Origin of the sequence: Bradyrhizobium frederickii (assembly GCF_004570865.1) — a bacterium.
Lineage (GTDB): Bacteria > Pseudomonadota > Alphaproteobacteria > Rhizobiales > Xanthobacteraceae > Bradyrhizobium > Bradyrhizobium frederickii.
In genome coordinates this window covers 23,216-49,623 of record NZ_SPQS01000006.1, presented here as the reverse complement: position 1 = coordinate 49,623, position 26,408 = coordinate 23,216, and the positions used below count along the sequence as shown (strand labels likewise).

At 64.0% G+C, this 26,408-nt stretch carries 23 protein-coding genes, 1 tRNA gene and 1 pseudogene; 19 read left to right on the top strand and 6 right to left on the bottom strand.

Features of this window, described 5'->3' with window-relative positions; genetic code table 11:
• The first annotated feature begins 86 nt into the window (after positions 1–86).
• Entirely contained in the window at positions 87–851 is a 765-nt protein-coding gene (locus E4K64_RS11865; protein WP_135163957.1) for a CPBP family intramembrane glutamic endopeptidase, read from the top strand.
• On the opposite strand, the gene E4K64_RS11860 is transcribed toward E4K64_RS11865, so the two are convergent.
• A complete protein-coding gene (locus E4K64_RS11860; protein WP_135163672.1) occupies positions 848–1,771 on the bottom strand; it encodes an AEC family transporter in 924 nt (307 codons plus the stop codon). The two genes, E4K64_RS11865 and E4K64_RS11860, sit on opposite strands and share 4 nt — an antisense overlap.
• Before the next feature lie 3 nt (positions 1,772–1,774).
• The gene (gene ruvX / locus E4K64_RS11855; protein ID WP_135163671.1) at positions 1,775–2,254 is read right to left on the bottom strand and encodes a Holliday junction resolvase RuvX; all 480 of its coding nucleotides are present in this window, start codon (positions 2,252–2,254) and stop codon (positions 1,775–1,777) included.
• A gap of 45 nt (positions 2,255–2,299) precedes the next feature.
• Here ruvX and E4K64_RS11850 point away from each other — a divergent pair, with 45 nt between their 5' ends.
• Positions 2,300–2,512, top strand: a complete 213-nt coding sequence (locus tag E4K64_RS11850) for a hypothetical protein (protein WP_135163670.1) — start codon at positions 2,300–2,302, stop codon at positions 2,510–2,512.
• Positions 2,513–2,885: 373 nt separating this feature from the next.
• On the top strand, positions 2,886–5,111 hold the full coding sequence (locus tag E4K64_RS11845; protein WP_135163669.1) for a DNA/RNA non-specific endonuclease: 2,226 nt from the start codon (positions 2,886–2,888) through the stop codon (positions 5,109–5,111).
• Positions 5,112–5,215: 104 nt separating this feature from the next.
• Here E4K64_RS11845 and E4K64_RS11840 read toward each other — a convergent pair whose 3' ends face one another.
• The gene (locus E4K64_RS11840) at positions 5,216–6,151 is read right to left on the bottom strand and encodes a cyclase family protein (RefSeq protein ID WP_135163668.1); all 936 of its coding nucleotides are present in this window, start codon (positions 6,149–6,151) and stop codon (positions 5,216–5,218) included.
• Between the two features lie 125 nt (positions 6,152–6,276).
• Entirely contained in the window at positions 6,277–7,167 is an 891-nt protein-coding gene (locus tag E4K64_RS11835; RefSeq protein ID WP_135163667.1) for a LysR family transcriptional regulator, read from the bottom strand.
• Positions 7,168–7,262: 95 nt separating this feature from the next.
• Between E4K64_RS11835 and E4K64_RS11830 the strand changes: the two genes are divergently transcribed.
• The 9 genes from E4K64_RS11830 (at position 7,263) to E4K64_RS11780 (ending at position 15,566) form a co-directional block, all read left to right on the top strand.
• Complete coding sequence (locus E4K64_RS11830; RefSeq protein WP_135163666.1) at positions 7,263–8,306, top strand: NAD(P)H-dependent flavin oxidoreductase; 1,044 nt, start codon at positions 7,263–7,265, stop codon at positions 8,304–8,306.
• Positions 8,307–8,418: 112 nt separating this feature from the next.
• Positions 8,419–9,495 (top strand): NAD(P)H-dependent flavin oxidoreductase, encoded by a 1,077-nt coding sequence (locus tag E4K64_RS11825; protein ID WP_135163665.1) that lies wholly within the window; start codon positions 8,419–8,421, stop codon positions 9,493–9,495.
• A gap of 78 nt (positions 9,496–9,573) precedes the next feature.
• The gene (gatC, locus tag E4K64_RS11820) at positions 9,574–9,861 is read left to right on the top strand and encodes an Asp-tRNA(Asn)/Glu-tRNA(Gln) amidotransferase subunit GatC (protein ID WP_126258563.1); all 288 of its coding nucleotides are present in this window, start codon (positions 9,574–9,576) and stop codon (positions 9,859–9,861) included.
• A gap of 78 nt (positions 9,862–9,939) precedes the next feature.
• A complete protein-coding gene (locus tag E4K64_RS11815; RefSeq protein WP_027547180.1) occupies positions 9,940–10,152 on the top strand; it encodes a hypothetical protein in 213 nt (70 codons plus the stop codon).
• The gene (gene gatA, locus E4K64_RS11810) at positions 10,149–11,624 is read left to right on the top strand and encodes an Asp-tRNA(Asn)/Glu-tRNA(Gln) amidotransferase subunit GatA (protein ID WP_135163664.1); all 1,476 of its coding nucleotides are present in this window, start codon (positions 10,149–10,151) and stop codon (positions 11,622–11,624) included. Before E4K64_RS11815 ends, gatA begins: the two co-directional genes overlap by 4 nt.
• Positions 11,615–11,920: a hypothetical protein gene (locus E4K64_RS11805; protein WP_126258560.1), complete on the top strand. Its 306-nt coding sequence runs from the start codon at positions 11,615–11,617 to the stop codon at positions 11,918–11,920. Before gatA ends, E4K64_RS11805 begins: the two co-directional genes overlap by 10 nt.
• On the top strand, positions 11,917–13,401 hold the full coding sequence (gene gatB / locus E4K64_RS11800; protein WP_135163663.1) for an Asp-tRNA(Asn)/Glu-tRNA(Gln) amidotransferase subunit GatB: 1,485 nt from the start codon (positions 11,917–11,919) through the stop codon (positions 13,399–13,401). Before E4K64_RS11805 ends, gatB begins: the two co-directional genes overlap by 4 nt.
• Positions 13,402–14,994: 1,593 nt before the next feature.
• Positions 14,995–15,261 (top strand): hypothetical protein, encoded by a 267-nt coding sequence (locus E4K64_RS11785; protein WP_126258558.1) that lies wholly within the window; start codon positions 14,995–14,997, stop codon positions 15,259–15,261.
• Between the two features lie 95 nt (positions 15,262–15,356).
• Positions 15,357–15,566: a hypothetical protein gene (locus E4K64_RS11780; protein ID WP_135163662.1), complete on the top strand. Its 210-nt coding sequence runs from the start codon at positions 15,357–15,359 to the stop codon at positions 15,564–15,566.
• Between the two features lie 136 nt (positions 15,567–15,702).
• Here E4K64_RS11780 and E4K64_RS11775 read toward each other — a convergent pair.
• Positions 15,703–15,795, bottom strand: a tRNA-Ser gene (locus E4K64_RS11775).
• Between the two features lie 647 nt (positions 15,796–16,442).
• Between E4K64_RS11775 and E4K64_RS11770 the strand changes: the two genes are divergently transcribed.
• From E4K64_RS11770 to E4K64_RS11750, 5 genes and pseudogenes are all read left to right on the top strand, one after another.
• Positions 16,443–17,945, top strand: a complete 1,503-nt coding sequence (locus E4K64_RS11770) for a porin (protein ID WP_135163661.1) — start codon at positions 16,443–16,445, stop codon at positions 17,943–17,945.
• Between the two features lie 64 nt (positions 17,946–18,009).
• Complete coding sequence (locus E4K64_RS11765) at positions 18,010–18,384, top strand: DUF3551 domain-containing protein (protein WP_347338623.1); 375 nt, start codon at positions 18,010–18,012, stop codon at positions 18,382–18,384.
• A 361-nt stretch (positions 18,385–18,745) separates the two neighbouring features.
• Positions 18,746–18,968 (top strand): annotated as a pseudogene (locus E4K64_RS40870) (porin); the annotation flags it as partial.
• Between the two features lie 217 nt (positions 18,969–19,185).
• On the top strand, positions 19,186–21,246 hold the full coding sequence (locus E4K64_RS11755; protein ID WP_135163659.1) for an O-linked N-acetylglucosamine transferase, SPINDLY family protein: 2,061 nt from the start codon (positions 19,186–19,188) through the stop codon (positions 21,244–21,246).
• A gap of 64 nt (positions 21,247–21,310) precedes the next feature.
• Positions 21,311–22,174, top strand: a complete 864-nt coding sequence (locus E4K64_RS11750; RefSeq protein ID WP_167771956.1) for an FkbM family methyltransferase — start codon at positions 21,311–21,313, stop codon at positions 22,172–22,174.
• 130 nt (positions 22,175–22,304) lie between these two features.
• On the opposite strand, the gene E4K64_RS11745 is transcribed toward E4K64_RS11750, so the two are convergent.
• The gene (locus E4K64_RS11745) at positions 22,305–24,713 is read right to left on the bottom strand and encodes a lytic transglycosylase domain-containing protein (protein WP_167771982.1); all 2,409 of its coding nucleotides are present in this window, start codon (positions 24,711–24,713) and stop codon (positions 22,305–22,307) included.
• Between the two features lie 279 nt (positions 24,714–24,992).
• On the opposite strand from E4K64_RS11745, the gene dapA reads away from it, so the two are divergent.
• Positions 24,993–25,883 carry a 4-hydroxy-tetrahydrodipicolinate synthase gene (dapA, locus tag E4K64_RS11740; RefSeq protein ID WP_135163656.1) on the top strand — a complete coding sequence of 297 codons (891 nt, stop codon included), beginning with the start codon at positions 24,993–24,995 and terminating at the stop codon, positions 25,881–25,883.
• Positions 25,884–25,937: 54 nt separating this feature from the next.
• On the top strand, positions 25,938–26,351 hold the full coding sequence (mscL, locus tag E4K64_RS11735; RefSeq protein WP_135163955.1) for a large conductance mechanosensitive channel protein MscL: 414 nt from the start codon (positions 25,938–25,940) through the stop codon (positions 26,349–26,351).
• The last annotated feature ends 57 nt before the right edge of the window (positions 26,352–26,408 follow it).

Here is a 26,408-nt window from a genome sequence, read left to right as displayed (position 1 = left end):
TGCGCGGCACGAAGAACGTGGATGCCCGGGACAAGCCCGGGCATGACGACCTCTCGATATTTGCGCGACCTAACGAAGGCCCACTGATGGATTCCCTCAATCCCGACCATCCGCCGCTGACCATGACGCCGGCGACGCCACGCGTCTGGAAGTTCTGGGGCACGGCGCTGTGGGGCCTCTTCATTTTCGTCGCGATGTTCGTCGGACAGATCGGCGCCGTCGTCCTGCTGGCGGCGCAGCGCGGCCTGCCGATGGATCTCGCCTCGATCCAGCTCGTCGGCCGCGAGCCCCAGACGCTCGCGCTCTCGGTCATCATGGGCCTGCCGGCGACGCTTTTGGCGGTGTGGCTCGCCATTGCCATCAAGAAGGCTTCCTTCGTCGACTATCTCGCGCTGCACTGGCCGTCCTGGAAGCAGCTCCTGTTCGGTGCGGTCGGCCTCATCCTGCTGGTGCTGGTCTGGGAGACGATGTCGCGCGCGCTCGGCCGCGAGGCGACGCCGGGCTTCATGACCGATCTGCTGAAATCGGGCCGCGACAAGGGCGCGGCGCTGTTGCTTCTGTTCGCCTTCAGCGTGGCCGCGCCGATGTCGGAAGAGGTCTTGGCACGCGGCTTCCTCTACCGCGGCTGGTCGGCGAGCTTCCTGCGCGTGCCCGGCGCGATCCTGCTGTCGTCGCTGGTCTGGACCATCGTCCACCTGCAATACGACATGTACTTCCTCGCCGAAGTCTTCTGCATCGGCCTGTGGTTCGGTTACATGCGCTATCGCGCCAATTCGCTCTGGCTCACCATCGTGCTGCACGCGCTGAACAATCTGACCGCGGTGGTGCTGACGATGTGGCTGGGGAGCTAGGCGACCAGCGCGATCGCGATCGGCATCGTGATCGCCGCCAAAATGGTCTGCAGCGTGATGATCTGCGCCAGCAGCGGGGCATCGCCGCCCATCTGGCGGGCGAGGACATAGGCACTGGACGAGGTCGGCACCGCCGAGCAGATCGCCACGATCGCGAGGCTGTTGCCGGAAAGCCCGAACCAGAGCCCGAGCCCCATCGCGAGCGCGGGCATCAGCAAGAGCTTGAAAACGACGCCGACGGCTGCGCCGAGGCTTGGACGGAACAGCCCTTCGAGATGCAGCCCCGCGCCTGTGACGAGCAGGCCGATGGCGAGGGAGGAACTGCCGAGCGCGTCTGCAACCTCATGCCAGAGCCTTGGCAGCGGCAGGTGGGTGACATTGACAGTAAGGCCGATGATGCAGGCCCAGATCAAGGGATTGCGCACCAATGTCATGACGATGGCGCGGCCGGATTGCTTTTCCGGCGATGCGTAACGAGCGAGCACCGAGACGCTGAACACGTTGACGAGCGGGATGATCGCCACCATCGCCACCGAGGCCAGCGCCAGCCCGACCTCGCCGAACAGATTGGCGGCGATCGACAGCGCAACGAAGGTCTGCCAGCGCGTCGCGCCCTGGAAGATCGAGGTGAAGGCGGGGCCGCCGATGCCGAGCCGCGCCAGGGCAGGGCGGAGCGCGAGGCAGAGCAGCGACATCGCCAGCGCCGACAGCAGCAGCGCTCCGCCGACGCCGGCGACCGGCACCCTGGAGAGGTCGGCCTTCACCAGCGTCTGGATCAGCAGCATCGGAAACAGCACGAAATAGGTCAGCCGCTCCAGCCCGTGCCATTGCGTGTCGAGCCGCATCAGGCTGCGCTTCAGCACGACGCCGAGCACGATGAGGATGAAGACCGGCAGCAGCGCCGCGATGACGACCGCCATGGGTCAGCCGGTGCGGAGATTGGCGAGACGGTCGAGCGCGCCTTGCAGGATGAAGATCGCGGCATGCTCGTCGATCACCTCGGCGCGCTTGGCACGGCTGACGTCCATGCCGATCAGCTCGCGCTCGACCGCCGCGGTCGAGAGGCGCTCGTCCCACAGGCCGATGGGAAGCGCAGTCAGACCGGCAAGATTGCGGGCGAAGGCGCGGGTGGATTGCGCGCGCGGGCCCTCGCTGCCGTCCATGTTGATGGGCAGGCCGAGCACGAATCCGGTCGCCTTGCGCTCCGCCGCAATCGCGAGCAACCGGGCCGCGTCCCGCTTGAATTGCGTGCGCTGGACCGTCTCGACGCCGGTCGCCAGCCGCCGGTCCGGATCGGACACGGCAACGCCGATGGTCTTGGTGCCGAGGTCGAGCCCGACCAGCGCGCCGCGCGCGGGCCAGTGGGTTGCAGCATCGACGAGAGGCAGGATAAGAGCCGGCATGGATAGCGCATATCATGCGCCGCGCCGCGGAGTGAACCCGGAACAATGGATGCGCTGACATTATTCGGCCTGTTCGCCGTCACGGCGATGCTGGTCACGTACGCCCTGGAGGATCGCAGCCATTGGTACGTCCTGCTGTTCGCAGCGTCCTGCGCGCTCGGCTCGGCCTACGGCTTTCTCCAGGGCGCCTGGCCGTTCGGCCTGGTCGAAGCGATCTGGGCCGTCGTGGCGCTGCGGCGGTGGCAGCGCAGGCCCTAAAGCATGATCCGGAAAAGTGCGCAGCGGTTTTCCGAAAAGATCACGCTTAAACAACAACCTAAAGCGCGATGACGATTCATCCTAATCGCATCGCGCTTTAAGCCGTCCCGCGGCAAGTAGCGCGCGCGAAGTGGTAAGGCACAATCGCATCGTTGATTTGTGGGAAATCTCACACTGATGACGTGCAGACCATGGCATGATGCCGTGTGGTTGCGTGCCAATAGATATGCAGGTTTAAAGTAGTGCGGGGGGCTCCCCCGATTTTCAAGAACGATCGGCAGCGGCCGGCCATCCGGCCCGCGCTGTTACCTTGGCGCAAATTTTCTGGCGCTCCGACCACGTCCAATATTCGCCCATTCATTGAGAGGTCACGATGCTCATCAAGCCAAGCCTGATCGCGGGCTCAGAAAGGCGATTCAAGCAAGCCGAGTTCTCGCCCGAAGCCTTGAACCGGAAATTGGGCGACGGTCCGATCGAGATGTCCGTCGAAAAGATGCGCGTGCGCCAACGCCAGCTGCTGGCCGAGACGCAGGACATGGAGAAGGCCGAGATCGGCCTGGAGCGGATCATCCAGGGCAATGATCTCGACAGCATCAATTATCTCGCCAAGGGGACCGCCGCCTCGCGCTCGGTCTGCCGCATCCAGCTCAGGGACCTCAAGTCGAACCTGCTCGGCTATGGCTCGGGCTTTCTGATCGGGCCGGGCCTGCTGCTGACCAACCATCACGTCTTCGGCAAGCCGGCCGACGCGGCCAATTCCATCGGCGATTTCAATTACGAACTCGACGTCTCGGGACAGGAGCGCGTGCCGGTGCGGTTCGGCTTCGAGCCGGGCAGATTCTTCTACACCAACGACAGGCTGGACTTTTCGGTGATCGCGGTGGCGCCGACCTCGCTGTCAGGCGGGGAGGAGCTGGAAGACTTCGGATGGCTGCCGCTCAGCGGCGCGCCCGGCAAGGCGGACCCCGGCGAGTACCTGACCATCATCCAGCATCCCAGCGGGCAGATGAAGCAGGTCTGCGTCCGCGAGAACAAGCTGCTCAAATATGTCGGCGACTTCCTCTGGTATAACACCGACACGACGGCGGGCTCGTCGGGCTCGCCGGCGTTCAACCGCTTCTGGCAGGTGGTTGCGCTGCACCACAGCGGCATTCCCCGCAAGGATGCGCAGGGCCGCACCCTGACCAAGGACGGCAAGGTGTGGAAGCCGTCGATGGATGAATCCCTGATCGACTGGATCGCCAATGAAGGCATTCGCATCAGCGCGATCGTCGCCGATCTCAAGGTTGCCGTCGGCTCCCATCCCCTGATCAAGCCGGTCCTGGACGAGGAGGAGCCGCCGATCCGGCAAGAGACCGCGAAAGTCCGGGCGCCGGCTGCCGCGCCTGCTTTCGGCGCCAATGTCTGGGTCGAGCAGTCCCTCGACGGGACCTCGCTGGTGGTCCCGATCCGCGTGCCGTTGCCGATGTTCAAAAAGGAAATCCCATTCGCGCCGCTCGCACCCGTGCCGGGACCTGCGGGAGGCAACGGAGGGGCGCCGAACGGCGGCACAGCAAATGGCGGCGCGCCCTTGATCACCCGGCCGGCCGGCCTGCTGCCGCACATCAGCGCAAACAACGGGCTGCCGATGGAAGCCGTGCATATCGATCAGAGCACGCTGAAATCGCGTCCCGGATACAAGGCGAATTTCCTCGGCACCGGCAAATTCTCGGTGCCCCTGCCGAAGATCCCGGCCTCCCTCAAATCGAGGATCGCGATGCTCAAGGAAAGCTCCAGGCAATCCGAGCTGAAATATTTCAACTACAGCGTCGTCATGAACAAGGAGCGCCGGCTCGCCTTCTTCAGCTGTGTCAATATCGACGGCGGCAAGCAGCAGGACGTCGGCAAGCGCGAGGGCGATTCCTGGCTGCGCGATCCGCGCATCGACGACGAGGCCCAGATCGGCGACGAGTTCTACCGCAAGCAGGCCACGTTCGAGGCGGATCGCAGCAAGAATCCGTTCGACCGCGGTCATCTCGTGCGCCGGCTGGATGCGACCTGGGGCGACACCGTCGCCGCGGCCAAGCAGCATGGTGATGATTCCTTTCACTTCACCAATTGCTCGCCGCAGTTCTTCTCGTTCAACCAGGGCAAGCAGCTCTGGGCGGGACTGGAGGACTATACGCGCGACGTCCTGCTCGAAGGCGAGGAGAAGGGCATCGTCATGAACGGTCCGGTGTTCGACGGGCCGGACGCCGACGGGTCCGATCTGCCCAATCCGGCGGGCCGGCCGCACAAGGATCCGAGCTTCGGCGGCATCCAGATCCCGAAGTATTTCTGGAAGATCCTGATCCGGCGCAACGAGGACGACGACGCGCTCAAGGCGGCGGCCTTCCTGATGAGCCAGCGAAAGCTGGTGATGGAGATCGACCGCATCCAGGAGGTGGATCTGCGCGAGCGGATGTCGGAGGAGGACGTCAGCGTGTTTCAGGTCTCGATCGCGGACCTCGCGAAACTGACCAAGCTCGATTTCGGCAATCTCACCGACGCGGATTCGCACGAGGCGACCGCGGTCGGCCCGCGGCGGATCGAATCCTATGAGGATATCCGGCTCAAATAGGGGCTTTCTCGTCCGGTGCGAAACCGGCGCGCGATCGGGTGAGGGCAGCGGTGCAGAGACACCGCATGACCCTCACCCCACGGTCTTCCGGACCCGCCTCGGCGTCAGCGGATCGCGATCGGGTTGATCATGGCCTGCACGCCGCCGGTCAAGCGCGGCTGTCCCAGCACGAACAGGAATTCATAACCCTTGTCGCGGGCGAGCGCGGCCGTGTCCATGTTCTCGAGGATGTAGGTCCCGTTCATCGCGAGCAGGATCTGGTGCACCTCGAACACGTTCTTGGATTCGAAGGGCAGCACCTCGAGGCCCCAAGTGTCGGCGCCAACCGCGACGACGCCCTTGCCGGTGAGATATTTTGCGCCTTCGACGCCGAGGCCGGGCTCGCCGGCCGAGTAGCGCTTGTCGTCCTTGCCGATCAGGCTGAGCCAACCGGTGTGGAAGATGACGACGTCGCCCTCGCGGATCTCGACGTTCTGCTGCTTGGCGGCTTCCTCGATCTCCTTGACGTTGAAGGCCGTGCCTTCCTTCACCACGTCGGTCTTGAAATAGGCGGCCATGTCGAGCAGCACGCCGCGGGTGACCATCGGCGGCACCTTCTCGATGCCGAGCTTCTTCAGACCGTTGGGATCGACGAAGTCGGCAAGCTTGTTGCCGTTGTAATAGACATGCTCGATGCCGAGGTGGCCGAGGCCGTCAAGCTGGCTGCCGATGCCGACCCAGGTGTCGAGGATGTCATCGTTATAGGTGGCCTTGTTCGGACCGAGCCCTGCGTTGCCGGCCTGTCCCGGCTGCACCACCGTGATCTTGTAGGTGCGCGGCGGATAGGCAGGCGTTTGCGACGTGACGGGAATGCCGAGGGCGTAGGTCTTGCCAGTCTTCATCAGCGAGGCCGCCTTTACCACGAGTTCGGGCGTCATGTAATTGGCGGCGCCGACCTCGTCGTTCGGCCCCCATTTTGATTTGGTCCAGTCCTGTGCGCTTGCTGTTTCGATCGTCGCCGACAACGCAGCGACACAGCACAACACGAGCGTATTGCGCATCGGTAGTCCTCCCGATGTTCTTGCCGATGTTTGCGCGCTTCAAAGCTTTTCGAGCGACCCTCGCGAGCCGATTCAAACGCGATGAATCTGTGACGAATTTCGTCGCATGGAACGCGGCGCCTGCGTCAGGCCGCGATGACGTCCTCGCCCTTTGTCAGGCAGCCCGCGAAACTCTGAAGCGCGCTGGTTTGATGTCCGGCGCGACGCTGGATGAAGAGCGTCTCGACCGGCGCATGCGACGGGCTCAAGGCGTGGATCGAGACGGTGCCGTTCATGGCGCTGCGCTCGACGACCGCACGCGGCAGCAACGTCACGCCCATGTCGGCGGCGACGCAGCCGATCATGCCGTCGAGCGTGCCGAGCTCGAAGCGGGCCGCCGAAGGCCAGCCGAAGTCGACGAAGATTTGCTCGAGCCGTTGGCGGTAGGTGCAGCCGGTGCGGAACACCAGCGCGGTCGGGCCGGATTCCGCAGTGCCGGCACGCAGCTCGGCAAGCGAGCTCCAGCGTCGTGCGCTGACCAGCACCAGCTCTTCGCGGAAGGCGCTCGTCGCGGTGAGATCGGCATGCGCAATGGGACCGGCGACAAAGGCGCCGTCGAGCGCGCCTTCGAGCACGGCTGCGACGAGGTCGGCCGTGGTTGCAGTGCGCAAGGAAAGCCGCACGGCGGGAAAGCGGCGGTGGAAATCGGCGAGCAGCGGCGGCAGCCGCACCGCTGCGGTCGTTTCCATCGAGCCGATCGCAAGCGGTCCCTTGGGTTCGCCATCGTCGCGCGCGGCGAGCACGGCCTCGCGCGACAGCGCGGCCATCCGTTGCGCGTAAGGCAAGAGGCGCTTGCCGGCGCCGGTCAGCGTCATGCCGCGGCTGTGGCGTTCGAACAGCGGCGTGCCGATCTCCGCCTCCAGCGCCTTCACGCGCTGGGTGACGTTGGACTGCACCGTATTCAGCTCCTCCGCGGCGCGGGTGATGCCGCCGGTGCGGGCCACAGCGGCAAAGGTCTGGAGATCGCTGAGTTCCATGGCCGTTTCGCTTTCGAGATGGCAGCGTTCGCAACAATTCATTTCTGAAGAATGCTAGTCGTGCCTAGTCTCGCTGTCCAGATCGGGGAGAAGCCATGCCGATGACGACGTCGCTGACCACGCTGCTGGAGATCGCACATCCGATCTTGCTGGCGCCGATGGATGTCGTCGCCGGCAGCCGCCTGGTCGCGGCTGTGAGCCGCGCCGGCGGGTTCGGCATTCTCGGCGGCGGCTATGGCGAGCGAGCGTGGCTGGAGCAGGAGACTGCGAAGCTCGCCGAACTGCGTGCGCCGTTCGGGATCGGCTTCATCACGTGGAGCCTCGCCAAGCGGCCCGATCTTCTCGACATCGCGCTCGGTGCGAAGCCATCGGCGATCATGCTGTCGTTCGGCGATCCCGCGCCGTTCGCGCCCAGGATCAAGTCCGCCGGCGCACGCCTGATCTGCCAGGTGCAGGACGAGACGATGGCGCGACAGGCGCTCGATGCCGGTGCCGATGTCCTGATCGCGCAGGGAACGGAGGCGGGCGGGCATGGCGCCTCGCGGACCACCGTCGATCTCGTGCCAGCGATCGTCGATCTCGCCGCGGGCCGCGTGCCGGTGGTCGCGGCCGGCGGCATCGCGGACGGGCGCGGGCTCGCCGCCATGATGATGCTGGGCGCAAGCGGCGTGCTGCTCGGCACGCGCTTCTATGCGAGCCAGGAGGCCGACGGCGCGGAGGAGGCCAAGCGGCGCATCTGCGCGGCAAACAGCGGCTCCACGGTGCGCGGCATCATCTTCGATCTCTCGCGCAACAATGTCTGGCCGGCGCCCTTCACCGGGCGGTGCCTGATCAATAATCACGCCCGGCGCTGGATCGGCCGCGAGGTCGAGCTGATGCAGAATGTCGCCGCAGTTGCCGTGGACTATGCCGCGGCGAAAGCGGCCGGCAATTTCGACATCGCGGCCGTGATCGCCGGCGAGGCGGTCGGGCTGATTCATGATATTCCCCCGGCGGCCGAGATCGTCGAGCGGATCGCGATCGAGGCGGAGCAGTTGCTGGAAGGAAGACGCAATTCGGCAGTCGGTGCCTTCCCTTCTCCCCTTGCGGGAGAAGGTGGCGCGCAGCGCCGGATGAGGGGTTCTATCCGCGAAGGATAAACTCAAATCCGAGGGTCTGCTTCCGCGGATGCAAACCCCTCACCCGTCTCGCCGCTAAGCGGCGAGCCACCCTCTCTCACAAGGGGAGGGGGCAAGAGCGAGAGAACAAACCATGTGGCCTGACCGTCGACTGATCGACCTGTTCAAGACCGAATTCCCGATCGTGCTGGCGCCGATGGCCGGTGTGATGGATGCCGAGCTGGTGATCGCGGCCGCGCAGGGCGGCGCGCTGGGCTCGCTGCCGAGTGCGATGATCTCGCCGGAGAAGGCGCGCGAGCAGGTCGGTCTGATCCGCCAGCGCGTCAAGGCGCCGGTCAACATGAACTTCTTCTGCCACACGCCGGTCGAACTGACGCGCGAGGCCGAAGCGCGCTGGAAGCAGCGGCTCGCGGGCTATTACGCCGAGCATGGTCTCGATCCCGCAGCGCCGATCGCAGCGGCGAACCGTGCACCGTTCGATGCCGCCTTCTGCGAGGTCGTCGAAGAGCTGAAGCCGGAAGTCGTCAGCTTCCATTTCGGCCTGCCCGAGCAGGCGCTGCTGGGGCGGGTGAAGGCTGCGGGCTGCCTCGTCATCTCGTCGGCGACGACGGTGAAGGAGGCGGTCTGGCTCGAACAGCGCGGCGTCGATGCCGTGATCGCGCAAGGCGCGGAGGCGGGAGGCCATCGCGGCATGTTCCTGACCGACAAGATCGCCGAGCAGCCCGGCACCTTCGCGCTGGTGCCGCAGGTCGCCGATGCCGTGAAGGTGCCTGTCATCGCGGCCGGCGGCATCGCCGACGGTCGCGGCATCGCTGCGGCCTTTGCGCTCGGGGCGTCCGGCGTGCAGATCGGCAGCGCCTATCTGCGCTGTCCGGAATCGAAGGTCAGCGCGGGCGGTCGCAAGGCGCTCGCCGAGGTGGGCGATGATTCCACCGTCATCACCAATGTCATGACCGGCCGGCCGGCGCGCGGGGTCCAGAACCGCCTGATGCGCGAGGCTGGCCCGGTGTCGCCGGATGCGCCGCCGTTTCCCCATGCGGCGACCGCGCTGGGACCGCTCAAGGCGGCTGCCGAAAAGCAGGGCAGGGTGGATTTCACCAATCTCTGGGCCGGTCAGGCCATCGCCCTCGGCCGCGAGGTCCCCGCGGCCGAATTGACCCGGGATCTCGCCAAATCGGCGCTCGCCCGCATGAAAGCGCTCGCCGGATAGGCCAGCTACGCCGGTTGCGGCGCAAAAGCGGCCTCTGCTATACGGCACATGGGTTTTTGCCGTGAGAGGCCTTATATAATGTCCGTCGACGCCGCTACCGTCCGCCGCATCGCGCATCTGGCGCGCATTGCGGTTTCCGAGGACGAGGTTCCGCATCTTCAGGGCGAGCTCAACGCCATGCTCGCCTTCGTCGAGCAGCTCTCGGAGGTCAATGTCGAGGGCGTGGAGCCGATGACCTCGGTCACCCCGATGCAGATGAGGAAGCGGCAGGACGTTGTCGATGACGGCGGCATCGCCGACGATATTGTCGCCAACGCGCCCGCGACCGAGGGGCACTTCTTCCTGGTGCCGAAAGTCGTCGAGTAGCATGGCGTTTTCGAGCGAAGTGGAAGCCGGTTCGCGTGAAGAAAGCGCGCCAAACAAAGAGTCTTAGGACGTGGTCCGATGTGTCTGCTTTGCGACGATGAGAAGGCCTATCAGGCCTACATGAACTACCTCGACAAGATGGAGCGGCAGGGCAAGGCCGCCGACCCCAATGTCGCCGTCAATGCCGTGCTCGACGAGATCGAGGCCGCAGCGAAAGCCGCCGCCAAAAAAGACGACCCGGCCAACGACAAGACCCTGTCTCCGTTCTTCTGCAGCCCGATCAATAAATGACCGATTTGACATCGCTGACGCTCGCCGAGGCCCGCAAGGGTCTCGCCGACAAGACTTTCACGTCCCTCGAGCTGACCGACGCGCATCTTGGCGCGATCGAGGCCGCGCGCGTGCTCAACGCCTTCGTGATGGAGACGCCGGACCAGGCGCGCAGCATGGCGAAGGCCGCGGACGAGAGGATCGCCAAGGGCGATGCGGGCCCGCTCGCCGGCGTCCCGCTCGGCATCAAGGATCTGTTCGCCACCAAGGGCGTGCGCACCACGGCGTGCTCGAAGATCCTCGGCAATTTCGTGCCGACCTACGAGTCGACCGTCACCTCGCAGCTCTGGCGCGACGGCGCCGTGATGCTCGGCAAGCTCAACAATGACGAGTTCGCGATGGGCTCGGCCAACGAGACCTCGTGCTTCGGTCCGGTCGGCAATCCCTGGCGGCGCGAGGGCAGCAACACGACGCTGGTGCCGGGCGGCTCGTCCGGCGGCTCGGCCTCGGCCGTGGCAGCGCTGCTGTGCATGGGCGCGACCGCGACCGACACCGGCGGCTCGATCCGCCAGCCGGCGGCGCTCACCGCGACCGTCGGCATCAAGCCGACTTATGGTCGCTGCTCGCGCTGGGGCATCGTCGCCTTTGCCTCCTCGCTCGACCAGGCCGGCCCGATCGCGCGCAGCGTGCGCGATGCCGCGATGCTGCTGCGCTCGATGGCGGGACACGATCCGAAGGACACCACCTCGGCCGATATCGCGGTGCCGGATTACGAGGCTGCGATCGGCAAGTCCGTGAAGGGCATGAGGATCGGCATCCCCAAGGAATATCGTCTCGACGGCATGCCGGCCGAGATCGAGAAACTTTGGGAAGCGGGTGCGGCCTGGCTGAAGGCGGCGGGCGCCGAGCTGGTCGAGGTGTCGCTGCCGCACACCAAATACGCGCTGCCGGCCTATTACATCGTGGCGCCGGCGGAGGCGTCCTCCAACCTCGCGCGCTATGACGGCGTCCGCTACGGCCTGCGCGAGCAGGGCAAGAACGTCATCGAGCTCTACGAGAACACCCGCGCGGAAGGGTTTGGCGCGGAAGTGCGGCGCCGCGTCATGATCGGCACCTACGTGCTCTCGGCCGGCTATTACGACGCCTATTATCTGCGCGCGCAGAAGGTGCGCACGCTGATCAAGAAGGATTTCGAGGATTGCTTCGCGAGGGGCGTCGACGCGATCCTCACCCCCGCGACGCCGTCGGCCGCCTTCGGCATCGGCGAGAAGGGCGGCGCCGATCCGGTCGAGATGTATCTCAACGACATCTTCACGGTGACCGTGAACATGGCGGGCCTGCCCGGCATCGCCGTGCCCGCGGGCAAGGACGGCCAGGGTCTGCCGCTCGGCCTGCAGCTGATCGGCCGTCCCTTCGACGAGGAGACGCTGTTCTCGCTCGGCGAGGTGATCGAGCAGGCCGCTGGCCGCTTCACGCCGACGAGGTGGTGGTGAATGTCGCCGCCTTCATCGCGAGCCTCGACGGCGCGGAGCCTGCGCCGGATCTGAACGCGCCGCTCAGAGGTCTCTGGTGGGCCGCCAAGGGCGACTGGGACCGCGCGCACAAGATCGTTCAGGACGACAGCGGCCGCGAGGCCGCCTGGGTGCACGCTTATTTGCACCGCGTCGAAGGCGATCTCGGCAATGCCGGCTATTGGTACCGCCAGGCTGGCCGGCCAGCGGCAAAGGATTCATTGGAAGCGGAGTGGGAGCGGATGGTTTCCGCGCTGCTCGGGGATGGAAAAGCATGAACGCGTCAGTCAGACAGGGAAAACTGATCAAAGGCCAGACCGGCGACTGGGAAGTCGTGATCGGCATGGAGGTACATGCCCAGGTCACCTCGCAGTCGAAACTGTTCTCCGGGGCCTCGACCGAATTCGGCGGCGAGCCCAACAGCCATGTCTCGCTGGTCGATGCGGCGATGCCGGGCATGCTGCCCGTCATCAACGAGGAGTGCGTCAGGCAGGCTGTCCGAACCGGGCTCGGCCTCAACGCCGCGATCAATTTGCGTTCGGTGTTCGACCGCAAGAACTATTTCTATCCGGACTCGCCGCAGGGCTACCAGATCAGCCAGTACAAGTCGCCGATCGTTGGCGAGGGCGAGGTCGTTGTCGAACTGGACGGCGGCAAGGTGGCCACCATCGGTATCGAGCGGCTGCATCTGGAGCAGGATGCCGGCAAATTGCTGCACGACCAGTCGCCGACCATGTCCTATGTCGACCTCAACCGCTGCGGCGTGGCGTTGATGGAGATCGTCTCCAAGCCTGACATCCGCGACGCCGAGCAGGCCAAGGCCTATGTGACCAAGCTGCGCTCGATCCTGCGCTATCTCGGCACCTGCGACGGCGACATGGAGAAGGGATCCTTGCGCGCCGACGTCAACGTCTCGGTGCGAAAGCCCGGCGGGCCGCTCGGCACCCGCTGCGAGATCAAGAACATGAACTCGATCACCTTCATCGGCCAGGCGATCGAGTATGAGGCGCGGCGCCAGATCGAGATCCTGGAGGATGGCGGCCAGATCGATCAGGAGACGCGGCTGTACGATCCCAACAAGGGCGAGACGCGCTCGATGCGGTCCAAGGAGGAGGCGCATGACTACCGCTACTTCCCCGATCCCGACCTGCTGCCGCTGGAGTTCAGCCAGGAGTTCGTCGACGAATTGAAGGCGAAGCTGCCCGAGCTGCCGGACCAGAAGAAGACGCGCTTCGTCGCCGACTTCGGCCTGTCGGCCTATGATGCGAGCGTGCTGGTTGCCGAGCGCGAGAGCGCGGTGTTCTACGAGACCGTGCTGGACAAGCTCGGCAACCGTGCGCGCGACGGCAAGATGGCGGCGAACTGGGTGATCAACGAGCTGTTCGGCCGTCTCAACAAGGAAGGCCGGGATATTACGGACGCTCCGGTGAGCGCCGAGCAGCTGGCTGCGATCGTCGACCTGATCGGCGAAGGCACGATCTCCGGCAAGATCGCCAAGGATCTGTTCGAGATCGTCTGGCAGGAAGGCGGCGATCCCCGCGCGCTGGTCGAAAGCCGCGGCATGAAGCAGGTCACGGATCTTTCGGCGATCGAAAAGGTTGTCGACGACATCATCGCTGCCAATCCCGACAAGGCGGCGCAGGTCAAGGACAAGCCGCAGTCGCTCGGCTGGTTCGTCGGCCAGGTGATGAAGGCGTCCGGCGGCAAGGCCAACCCGCAGAGCGTCAACGACCTGCTCAAGTCCAAGCTCGGCGTCTGACGCCGGTGCGTTCGAACGAGGTGACGGACAGTCTCGTCACCTCGTTTTCGTTCCTCGATGCGACGTTCGCACGCATCCTCGGCGGCAAGCTTCATCCCGATCAGCCGCGACGTGACGACCGAATCGCCGTCGCGCGATTCGCGCAAAACGGCGGCTAGCGCACGCTCCGACGAGCGCTGGCGCCGTTAATCATGAAAATATTTTCGTTGCCAAAATTCGCGACTCAGAGTCCGCGAAGCGCCTTTGCGAGGTGATCGCGGGATTGCCGACGTCCGTCATCGCGACGATCGCGCGCGATGCGCGCGTGCAGAAAAATACTTGCTGCATAGTGTTTTTCTGCAATCGCATATGCCGCGAACATCGATGTTGCGAGCACTCGCTGCGGTCGATCGCTCGCGTCGGGCGGTGCGCTTGCGTCGCGCTCGCCAAGCGCACGCGCGTTGCGTCGTCAACACTTCTTTAAGCGAGACGCTGTTTTTTTCTTTGTGTTGGTGTATTCGGGATGAAGTGCATTCGATCCCCGAGTGCACGCAGCGATTAAAGCCATCTCACACATCGGAGGGCAACATGGCCAAGAAAGCGAAGAAGGCGAAGAAGGCGAAGAGCGCAGTGAAGAAGACTGCGAAGAAGACCCGCAAGGTCGCGAAGAAGAAGAAGTAACTTCGCTTCTGAAGTTGCCGGCTCCTAGCCGGCACGTCATCAGCGCCTCCTGGAGGTTCTGATCGACGATAGAGGGTGTCGGCGAGACATCAGGTCAACGGTCGGATCGTTCGCTTTGACGGTCCGGCAGAAGAAACGAGTTTTCTTCGTTCGGTGCGGTTCTCCGAAAAAGGGGCTCCGCAATTTCACAAGCGGCCTTCGGGTCAACGTGAAATCTGGTCCTGACGTGTTCGCCGACGCCCTCGTTCCCCTGAGGCCGGGGTATTGCCGGCATTCCCTTTCCCGACATTGCCGATCTGACACGCGAGGCGATCGCACTGCCATGGCCGCGCAGCCCTGGAGCAGGCGAGGGGCCGCGGATTGATTGCGCGCTGCTGGCCCGCCGCTTCTCCATTCCCGGTGTCATCGCCGGGCTCCGACCGGGCCATCTGGTAGGCCGTACCCTCTCTGGAATGCTGGTTGCCGGCCTGCCGCCTCCGCCGAAGCTTCGGCGTCCCAGGACCGCAAGGCCGGCGAAGCCCCGGCGCGGCCGGGCCGCGGGCGCCGACAGCGCGACGGATGCCACACGACGCGCGCCACAGCGCGCGATGGTTATCGATGTCCCAAAATCCCGCGGTAAACGGACTCTGACGAATCGCAGAAGTGCCTGCGAATCAGGGACTTCTTGAAATCCCCGCGTGGGCGCCGCGCGGGCGCGTTTACGTCTGCTTCATCGCGATACTTAAACTGCCATTCAAATTTGCCCGCCATCATCGCCTCCAACAAGCCGGCAAACGGCAATGGGCAAGAAAGCCTTGGGCAAGAAGCCTTGGGCAAGAAGGCCTTGGGGATGAGTTGAACGATGCACGATCCCGGGAAGGGTCATGCACATCAGAGTTGGACGGGAGCCGCGCTCGGGGGAACGGGGCGGCATAAGAACAAAGGGGATGCGTTATGTTTCAGGGTACTTTCGATCTGGAGACCGCAACGCCGATCGACGCGAGCGCGCTGTCGGACGTGCTGTTCGAGCGCGGCATCTATTGGGCGAGCGGCCGCTCCGGCATCGTCGATCTCGTCGCCGCACATAAATGGTTCAATCTCGCCGCGCTGAAGGGCCGCAAGGACGCCGTGGCGCTGCGCCAGGAAGTTGCCGGGCAGATGTCCGATGCCGAGATCTCGGTCGCACAGCGCGAGGCGCGGGCGTGGATTTCCGCCCACTGAATTCGGAAGCGCATCCACACCCGTGTTCGCACGGGTGGGCTGGGTTGCGCTGAATCAACTTTCCTCGTCGTGCCGCCGCATAAGACCCGAGCGGCATGAGCGACCCCGACACCAATGGACGATGGCTGCCGATTCAAATCGCGCCCGACGAGTGCGACCTGGAACTCGGACGTCTGCACAAGACGGGGATTCTGCCCTGGTCGTTCCCCTGCCGGCGCAGGTCCGGCATCTGGTTCAACGTCTGGGCCGACGAGGCCGTGCTGATTTCGCCCTCGCATTGGCGGATCTGGCGGTTCCACCGCTAGGCGCGGACGCACACATATAGAGTCAGTGCGAATCGGGCTGATGAAGCCGGCCGATCCTCGCGTCAGGCTTCCGCACGGCTTCACGGTCGCTTTCAGGTGAAAGAACGCGCGCCTTGACTGATTCTGGTCTGAGCGGTGGCGGAGAGGGAGGGATTCGAACCCTCGATACAGCTTGAGACCGTATGACGCTTTAGCAAAGCGTTGCCTTCAGCCACTCGGCCACCTCTCCGGTGCGAGCCTTATGCATCTAATTGCTCCGGCCGGTCAATTTGGAAGCGTGTGTTTTCGCTCGAATATTCCCAGCGATTTTGGAACTGGCGGTTTGCCGCCGGGCGCCATCTTAAGAAGGCCCTTTATATAGAGTCGTCGCCAGGGCGTGGCCGGATTGCCGCAACCCTCGCCGGGGGCGGAGCGGCGCTCCGGGGTGCTTCCATCTCCACCCTTTGAGTCTCGGTCCGATTCTACGATTCGGGCTCCGTCCGAGCCGCATCGCGCGGTGTCCGGTCTCCGCCGTCTCAAGTGAGGAAATTTGGCGGCAGACGGAACCGCTTCAAAAAGAATAACAAAAACAATACGTTGCGGCGCCGCTACGATCACATCTACGTGTTATTTGTGCAACACCCGGCGGAAAACCCGCTCCATGGGCGCGTTTCGAAGCGTTCTGTTGTTGTGTGTGCAAGGACGTTCGGTAATTGTGACTGAGCGACGGAGGGGGGCATCCCGAGGTCGTCCCGTTTAGGTCATTCGCTTAAGTCCCTCGCGTTCATGCGGGTGTGTCCGAAGACGCGAAGGAGCCCAAAGCGGTGATTTGGAGGGGGTTGGGGAATTGGCCGTCCGGTCAGTAACCTTCCCTGGAGAGCAACTTGGAGGTTTAACATGAAGTTGGTTAAGAGCCTTTTGCTCGGCTCAGCGGCGGGTCTGATCGCCGTGGGCGGAGCTCAAGCAGCCGATCTGCCCGTGAAGGCCAAGGCGGTCGAATACGTGAGGATCTGCTCGCTGTACGGCGCAGGTTTCTACTACATCCCGGGCACTGACACCTGCATCAAGCTGGGCGGTTACGTCCGCGCCGACATGATTCTCGGTGGCGCTGGCGACTATGGTTTCAGGCAGAGCGCGAGCACCGCGAACGGTGGCTCGAACAACCGTCTGACGAACTACTTCTACAGCCGCGCTCGTTTTGACTTCAATGTCGACACCCGCACGGCGACCGAGTACGGCGTTGTTCGTACTTACGCCGACACGATCTTCAGCTATGATTCGCAGAACGTCACTGGCAGCAACCCGTCGACCTTCTCGACCGGTTCGGCGACGCTCGGCCTCTACCATGCGTTCATCCAGTTCGCTGGTTTCACCTTCGGCCGCACCGTCTCGATCTTCGACGCTCCGTGGCAGAGCTATCCGGCTGGCGGTCCCGATACCATTCCGGGCGGTTCCAACCACGTGACCGGTATCAACCAGGTCGCTTATACCGCTGACTTCGGCCAGGGCATCACCGCTTCGATCGCTTTGGAAGATCCGACCACTCAGTCCAACGGCCAGGGCAACCTGTGGAACATCAACGCTGCCAATGCTGCGACGTTCGTTCAGGGCGTCTACGGCAACAACGGCTGGGGTGGAACGCGCTCTCCCGACATCGTCGGCGCGGTCCGCGTAGACCAGGCTTGGGGTCTTGCCCAGTTTTCGGTTGCTGCGCATGAGCTGCATTCCGGCTACTACGGCACGACGGAACCCACGGGTCACCCGTCGGACAAGTGGGGCTGGGCTGTGCAGGGCGCCTTGTCGATCAAGAACATCCCGACCGGTGCGGGTGACTCGATCAACTTGCAGGCGGTCTACACCGACGGCATGTCCCGTGAGAACTTCCAGATCCTGTTCCCGCAGTCGTTCTTCATGTACAGCGGCACGGGCGTGGCTGGTGCCTACCAGAGCGTCGGTTTCGCCGGTATCTCTGACGGCGTGTTCAGCACTGCCGGCGGCGGCATCGAGACCACGAAGAGCTGGGGCTTCCGCGGTGGCTACACCCACAACTGGAGCCCGAACTGGGTCAGCGCTATCTACGGCGGTTATGGTGCTTTGAGCTACAGCACCAATGCGAAGGCGCTGATCTGCGGCAACTTCGCGCTTCTCGGCCCGTCGGCTGGTGCGACCTGTAACCCGGACTTCAACTTCGGCGTTATCGGCGTCAACACCGTCTGGACCCCGGTCAAGAACCTGGCGTTCACGGCCGACCTGAGCTACTCGCGTCTGGATCAGAAGTACTCCGGTACGATCAGCGGTGCGAACACTGCGGTCGCAACTGCCGCCAAGCCGGCAGCTGTGTACGAGCTGAAGGATCAGAACTCGCTGATCCTGCTGCTCCGCGCTCAGCGCACCTTCTAAGATCAATCTTCCGATTGGTCAGAGAACCCCGGCAGGAAACTGCCGGGGTTTTTATTTGCTGGTCATGGAGTGGGCACCTAACCTAAAAGGCGGATCGTTCGAGACCGCGGCAAGGGAGCTTCTGACCATGAACATTTCGACGAGCTTGAGGCGGATGCTGAGCGTGCTCGCCGCGACATCGACGGTTGCCGGCGCTACGGCGGTGTTCGCGCCGGCAGCTGCCGAACCCTTGGACCCCAACTATCCAGTGTGCCTCCAGCAATGGGAGTGGGGCGGCAGCAACCGGATCTCCTGCAGCTACCGGTCCTGGGAGGATTGCAAGGCTTCTGCGATGGGATTGCCGGCGATGTGCCTCGCGAACCCATATTGGTCCCAGCCGACTTCGGTCCGCCCGGTCCGCCCACCTCACGGCCGATCCGCCCCCGACCGGATGTGGTGAGGAACCCTGCGATCCCGGGTGCTCGCGCTTGCGCGCGAGGTGGGCGGCGGTCTGAAGGTTGAGCGATCACGATGAGCCGTCATCGCGCTCCAGATGATCGCTCGAGCATGTCTTTTCGGAATACCGCTGCGCACTTTTCCGGATCATGCCCAAGGGCGGGGTCCGCCTGATCGACCCGTGCTATTCCACGCTTCCGGCGCCGCTCTGCAAGCGTGTGCCGCCGCCGAAGCGGGCGCGGTAGACCTGAAGGTTCTCCATGATCCGCTGCACGTAATTGCGCCTCTCTACGGTGGTTTTGGTGCTGGCAAGGCCACGATCTGCGCGAACATGGTTGGCTTGCTTGCCCTCACTGGCAACTGCAACCCCCGACTTCAACTTCGCTGTGATCGGTGTCAACACCGTATGGACCCCGGTGAAGGGCCTGGCCTTCACGGCGGACCTGAGCTGGTCGCGTCTGGACCAGAAGTACTCGGGCACCATCACGAGCCGGGCCTTCCGCGACCGGTGCCAAGCCGGCAGCTCTGTATGAGATGAAGGATCAGGACTCGCTCGCCCTGCTCCTCCGCGCTCAGCGCAACTTCTAAAATCGGCCCTCGGCCGATAACAAGGACCCCCAGCGATTTCGCTGGGGGTCTATTTTTTTGGTTGCTATTTTGAACATCCTTGCCGCGCGAGGGATCGAGAAGCCGAACTGGTCGGCATCGATACTGTCGCGCGCGAAATCGACGCACGCGCTGTCATGTTGTGCCCTGAAGCACGACGGCGCGGCCGTTGTTCTCTCAGGCAAAGGCGACTAAAGTTTTGCGCCAGTTCACCAAAAAAACCGACCGTCGTCGGGGCGCAGAACCCAAGCATATGACGCAGCAAAGCCGCAACAAGGGAGCATCGGCCCCCATCTCGCTCCATCGGTCGGCTAGTCTGGATCAGGCAATTGCGGCGCACCGTTCAGGCAATCTGTTGGAGGCGGAGCGGGCCTATACGACCGTCCTGAAGGGAAGTAAAACCCATCCTGTCGCGCTTCATATGCTGGGGCTGTTGCACGCCCAGCGGGGTGATTTCGCGGACGCCGAGCCGCTGCTCAAGAAGGCAGCTCGCGTTGATGCCGACAATCCCCACGTTCTTTTCAACTATGCCAACGTGCTGCGTGCATTGCACAAGACAGATGATGCACTCGCCTGGCTTACGAAAGCGATTGCCGTTTCGCCGAACTTCGCCGATGCGTATCTCAATCGCGGAGCGATCCTGATGGCACGGCAGGAGCTTCACGGGGCTATCGCGGAATTCGATCGCGCCATCGCGATCGCGCCATCAAGCGCAGCGTTCGCAAATCGAGGCAGTGCGCTCCAGCAGCTCGGTCAGCTCGACGAAGCGCTTGGCAGCTACCAAAGGGCCATCGAGCTTGCACCGTCGAATCCACAGAATCACTTCGTTTTGTCCGAGATCCTTGCCCAAATGGGTCGAGACGACGAGGCGATCGATGCGCTGGAAAGAACGATCGCACTCAACAAGGCGTTCCCGTTCGCCTTGAGCAAGCTCGTTGCGTCCAGGCGCAAGCGCGCCGACTGGCGCAGTTTCGAAGTTGAACAAGCGGGCCTCGGCGAGGCCGTTGAATCCGGCGTGGCGGTCGACCCCTTCACATTCTTTCATGCGTCGTCGTCTCCCGCACACCAGTTGATCTGCGCGAAGACATATGTCGCTAACGTCGCCCCCGAGAAAGGTGCCGCGAGACCGGGAACGCCGCCACCAGTGTCACGCCTGCGGGTCGCGTACCTGTCTGCCGATTTCCGCGATCATGCCACCGCGCATTTGATGGCTGGCATTTTTGAGGAGCACGACCGCGAGCGCTTCGAGATCAGCGCCATCTCCCACGGACCGGATGATCGCAGCACAATGCGCAGCCGGTTGGAGGCAGCATTCGAACGCTTTGAAGATGTCGGCCATCTTGCCGATGAGGACGTGGTCAAGTTGATCCGCCAGCTCGATATCGAGGTTCTCGTCGATCTCGGAGGCTTCACAGCCGGCGCCAGGCCGAAAGTCCTCGCACGCCGGGCGGCTCCCATCCAGGTCAACTATCTCGGCTTTGCCGGCACGATGGGCGCGTCCTATATCGACTACATCATGGCCGACCGGATCGTCATTCCCGAAGGAGAGCAGAAGCACTACGCCGAAAAGGTGATTTACCTCCCGGACAGCTATCAGGCGAACGACGCGAGGCGATCGCTTGCAAATGTACCTGCTAGGAGCGAGGTCGGACTGGCGGACGATGCATTCGTCTACTGCGCGTTCAACAGAACGTCCAAGATCACGCCGGTGATGTTCGACGTCTGGATGAGGCTGCTTGCCAAGACCGCCGGCAGCGTCCTCTGGCTGCTTGATGGGGACACGATCGCCAGGGAGAACCTGAAGCGCGAGGCCGTTGCGCGCGGCATCGCGGCAGAAAGGATCGTATTCGCCCCCCATGCGCCTGCTGACGCCCACTTGGCGCGCCACCGGCTCGCCGATCTGTATCTGGACACACTGCCCTACAATGCCCATACGGCGGCTAGCGACGCTCTCTGGGCCGGCTTGCCGGTCCTGACCTGCCTCGGCAACGCCTTTGCGGGTCGCGTTGCAGCCAGTATTCTGAACGCTGTCGGCCTACCTGAACTGGTGACGCGATCGCTGGACGACTATGAGGGCTTGGCGCTTCGGATCGCGCATGATCCCGAAGTTCGAAGCGCCCTGAGGAGCAAGCTGGCGTCGCAGCGGATCACTTGGCCGCTGTTCGATACGGCCCGTATGACGCGGCACATCGAAAGGGCCTACAGTGAAATCTGGCGTCGGCATTGCGCTGGCGAAGCGCCGGCCTCATTTGCTGTCTAAATCTCATCATGAGGTCGCCTCGGCTTGAAGCCTCATGTCATTCCATCCATGGGCTTCACGTGAAATGACTGACAACGAACCGGACCTCCTGAACAATCTCATCCAGCCAGCACGGCTGACCTCGGTGGTTGATATCGGGGCCAATCCGATCGATGGCGAGCCGCCCTACAAGGCGATGCTGAAACGAAGACTTTGTACCGTCGTTGGCTTTGAACCGCAGGACGAAGCGCTTGCAGAGCTCAATGCCCGCAAGAGTGACCTGGAGAGCTACTATCACTACGTCGTCGGAAACGGGCACAAAGCAAAGCTGCGTCTCTGCCAAATACCGGGAATGACAAGCCTGCTGCTCCCGGATCAGAACGCACTCTCGCATTTCCCAAAATTCGCCGAATGGGGCAGGGTGGTCAGTGAACATCCGGTCCAGACCCGCCGGCTCGACGATATTGCCGAAATCCGGGATCTGGATTTCCTGAAGATCGACGTTCAGGGCTCCGAACTAGCCGTGTTCGGCAGCGGGCGGAAAAAGCTGAAGCAGGCGGTCGCCATCCAAACGGAGGTCTCGTTTCTTTGTCTCTACAAGGACCAGCCGACATTCGGCGATATCGATACCGAATTGCGCAAGCAGGGGTTTATTCCTCATGCCTTTACGGCCATTAATCGGCGTATGATCGCTCCCTTGAGCGATCCATCCAATCCCTACGCGGCGATGAATCAGCTACTGGAGGCCGATATCGTCTATGTGCGAAACTTCATGCGGCCGGCTGACATGACGGTCGAGCAACTCAAGCATCTGGCAATGATCTCTCATCATTGCTACCGCTCATTCGACCTTGCTTCGAACTGTATTCACCACTTGATTGCGTGCAAGTCGATCCCCGATCAGTCGATCCACGATTATATGGCCTCCATCCAGCTTCCGTCACGCTGACCCGAGCCGGTCGCGCCTGGATAAGAAGTCCGCCCCGAAAAACAGTGTAGCGGGGCTGGCGATGGAACGTCCTCAATCCAGCCATGGCCGGTGATTGAGCTGAACGTCGTCCGTTCGCGCGAGGGCGGCTCTATTCCACGCTTGCGGTGCCGCGACGCAGATCGGCCTCGATCTGCAGGCGCGTGCCGCCGCCGAAGCGGGCGCGGTAGACCTGAAGGTTCTCCATGATCCGCTGCACGTAGTTGCGCGTTTCGGAGAACGGAATCAGCTCCACCCAATCGACCGCATCCACCTTCGGGTCGCGCGGATCGCCGTAGCGTTCGACCCATTTCTTCACGCTGCCGCGACCGGCGTTGTAGGCAGCAAAGGTCATGATGTAGGAGCCGCGGTAATCCTCGAGCAGTCCGCCGAGCTCGGCCGAGCCGAGCGTGGCGTTATAGACCGAATCGTTCTTCAGCCGGCCCAGATCGTAAGTGGCGCCGTGCCGCTTGCAGACGTAGCGCGCAGCGTCCGGCGTCACCTGCATCAGCCCGTAGGCCTGCGCCGGCGAGACCACCGAGGGGTTGAACGCGCTCTCTTGCCGGGCGATCGCATAGACGATGCTGCGCTCGACCTCGGGGCCGATCGGCGTGAACTGCGGAATGCCGTTGACGGGGTAGGCGTAGAAGTCGAACGGCAGGCCGCGATTGAGCGCGGCCTTGCCGACCAGCAGCATGCCCCGCGCATCATTGTAGCGCTGGGTGAGCTCGCCGAGGCCGGCGAGCGCCTCGGGATCGCCGTTCTCGCCCATGTCGGCGAGCAGCGGCACGGCCATCTCGCGCTCGTCGAGCTCGTAGAGCAGGTGCGCAGCGCGCACGATCTCCAGCCGTTCGGCGCCGCGCCCGCGCGGCTGGCTGTTGAGCTCGATCTGCGGCAGGCCGAGCTTGGCGCGCGCGAGCTGGCCGTAATAGCTGGTCGATTGCTCGGCCGCGCGCGCATAGGCGTTGCGCGCCTCCTGTTGCCGACCCATCGCTTCCGCGGCGCGGCCCTGCCAATAGCCGGCACGCGCCAGCGCGGTCGGATTGACGCTGCCGACGCCGATGCGGGCGAAATGCTGCGCGGCGGCGGCGGGATCGTTGAGGAAGCGGAGCGCGATCCAACCGGCCGTGAATTCCTGCTCGGTCTTGTAGATGTCGCGCGAGGGCAGCGCGGCATCGCGCGCGATCAGATAGGCGCTGCGGAATTCCTCGGTGTCGATCATCTTGCGCGCCAGGAGACGCCGCTCGATCCACCATTCGTCGAGATTGTGCAGCCGGCCGGGGTCCTTCGGCGCGGACAGCATCAGCTGGGCCGCTTCCGCAAACTTCTCCTCGCGGCGCAAGAGCTGGATCTTGCTGAAGAGGAAGCCGGGATCGCTGTGCAGCTCGCGCGGCACCGCGTCGAGCAGCGCGCGCGCGTTCGGCGCCTTCTTGACGGCGGCGATGCGGGCCTTGGCGAGCGCGACATAGCCGGCGCCGAGGCGCTTGGCGGCGCGCAGCGCGGCCTCGTTCTCGCTGCCGTAGAGCAGGGTGTCCATCCGCGCCTTCTGGTCGCCCGGCGTCAGCAGGGCGCCGAACTGGTCGAGCGCGTTGTTCTCGGTGTCCTCCGACATCGGATCGCTGCGCCAGGCCTCGCGCACCAGCCGCTCGGCGTTGGCGCGGTCGCCGCGCGCCAGCATCGCCTTGGCGAGCGTGAAGCGGCCCTTGGCAGAGATCGGGGACTCGGTCTCGAACCACGACCACGCCACGGAATCGTCGCGCCTGTCGTCCCACATCGCAGCTTCGAGGCGCCGGCGCAGGAAGGTCTGCGACGGCCAGCTCGGATTGGCGGCGAGGAAGGCGCGGTAGCGCTCCACGCTCGCGCCGTTGTCCTCGCTGCGCAGGATGATCCATTCCGCGAGCTTGCGCGCGACCGGATCCGAGATGCCGGCCGCGGCATTGGTGGCGTCAGCCGCCTTGCGCTTGCGCACCAGCTCGATCACGCTCTCCAGCGTCTCCTTGTCGCCCTGCGACGTCGACGACGTCGCCGCGACCGCGGCCGGGACGACCGGCTTGCGCGGCGCGGCGTGCTGGCGGGTCGCCGGAGCCAGCACGGGGGCCACCGCGGGGCGCGGGGGAGGAGCGGAAGGTCTGACGGTGGCCGTCACGGCCGGCGCGGGAGCTGTTTTCGGAGGCGAAGCGCTGGCAGCCGGATGTGCTTTCGGCGCAGGCGCCGCTGCGGCAGGCGTTGCGGCAGCCTTGGGCTTGTCCTTGCCCGCGTCTTTCCCGGCGCTCTTGCCAGCGTCCTTGCCAGCCTCCTTGGCCGGTTTCTTCGCAGCGTCCTTGGCCGTCGCGGCAGCGGCGCCCTTGCTCGCGCCCTTCGCTGTGTCCTTGGCCGAGTCCTTGGCCGCGTCCTTGCCAGATCCTTTGCTGGTTCCCTTGGACGCGCCCGTCGCGGCGTCCTTGGCGGCCGGCTTTGCGGCTTCCGCAGGCGTCTCATTGGACTTGGCCAAGGCGGCACATCCCACCGACAGCCCTGCCATCAGGCACAGGACCAGTCCGGTGGACCGCCAGGCGGCACGAGGGAATGAGGTCACGGGTATCGTCGCCCCGAATCAGTCGAGTGGCTCAAGATCTAGCTGTATTTGATTGAATATGCGGACAAAATACCAACAGCGGCTTACCTCGGACCGATTTGCACCATCACCGCGGCAAAATCGCGGCCTAAACGGTGCGTCACACGGCAGCGGGCCTTTTACCGGCGGGACAGACCCGATATGAATGGCGCTTGCTCAAGAGATAGCCGCGTACGGAGGAAGTCCATGGCAGCCAAGACGAAATTCCGGGGGTCGTTCACCGCCTTGGTCACGCCGTTCAAGAACGGCTCGCTGGACGAGGCCGCGTTCCGCTCGCTGGTCAGCTGGCAGATTTCGGAGGGCACCAACGGCCTGGTCCCGGTCGGCACCACCGGCGAGAGCCCGACGCTCAGCCACGACGAGCACAAGAAGGTGGTCGAGTGGTGCATCGCTGAAGCCAAGGGCCGCGTGCCTGTCATCGCGGGGGCCGGCTCCAACTCGACCAAGGAGGCGATCGAGCTCGCCCAGCACGCCGAGAAGGCGGGTGCGGATGCCGTGCTGGTGGTGACGCCCTACTACAACAAGCCGACCCAGGAAGGCATGTACCAGCACTTCAAGGCGATCAACGACGCGATCGGGATTCCGATCATCATCTACAACATCCCGCCGCGCTCGGTGATCGACATGTCGGTCGACACCATGAAGCGGCTGTGGGAGCTGAAGAACATCGCCGGCGTCAAGGACGCCACCGCCAGCATGGTGCGCGTGTCGCAGCAGCGCGCGGCGATGGGCGAGGACTTCAACCAGCTCTCCGGCGAGGACGCCACCATCATCGGCTACATGGCGCATGGCGGCCACGGCTGCATCTCGGTGACCTCGAACGTCGCGCCGCGCCTGTGCTCGGAGTTTCATGCCGCCTGGCAGAAGGGCGACACCAAGGCGGCGCTGGCGATCCACGACAAGCTGATGCCGCTGCACAACAACCTCTTCATCGAGAGCAATCCGGCGCCGATCAAGTACGCGATGTCGCTGCTCGGCAAGCTGGACGAGACGCTGCGGCTGCCGATGGTGCCGGTTTCCGAGCCGACCCGCGTCGCGGTGCGCAGCGCCATGGTGCACGCTGGCCTGATCAACTGAGGCGCTGGCCGACCGAGGAACCCGTTCATGAGCGTCGACGACAAGGGCAGGCGGATGCTCAAGGAGTTCCGCGAGTTCGCCATGAAGGGCAATGTCGTCGATCTCGCCGTCGGCGTCATCATCGGCGCGGCCTTCGGCTCCATCGTCACGTCGCTGGTCGGCGACGTCATCATGCCGATCATCGGCGCCGTCACCGGTGGCCTCGACTTCTCGAACCACTTCATCCCCTTGTCCAAGGCGGTTACCGCCACCAACTTAGTGGATGCGAAAAAGCAAGGCGCCGTCCTTGCTTACGGCAGCTTCCTGACGCTGACGATCAACTTCATCATCGTTGCTTTCGTGTTGTTCCTGGTGATCCGCGCCATGAACACGCTGAAGCGCAAGGAGGAGGCAGCGCCCGCCGCGCCGCCGAAGCCGTCGGCCGAGGTCGAGCTGCTGACCGAGATCCGCGACCTCCTCAAGAAGTGACGCGCGCGCTTCATCCGAACTGTTAGCTTTGCTGCGCATCTCGATTGGATTTTTCCT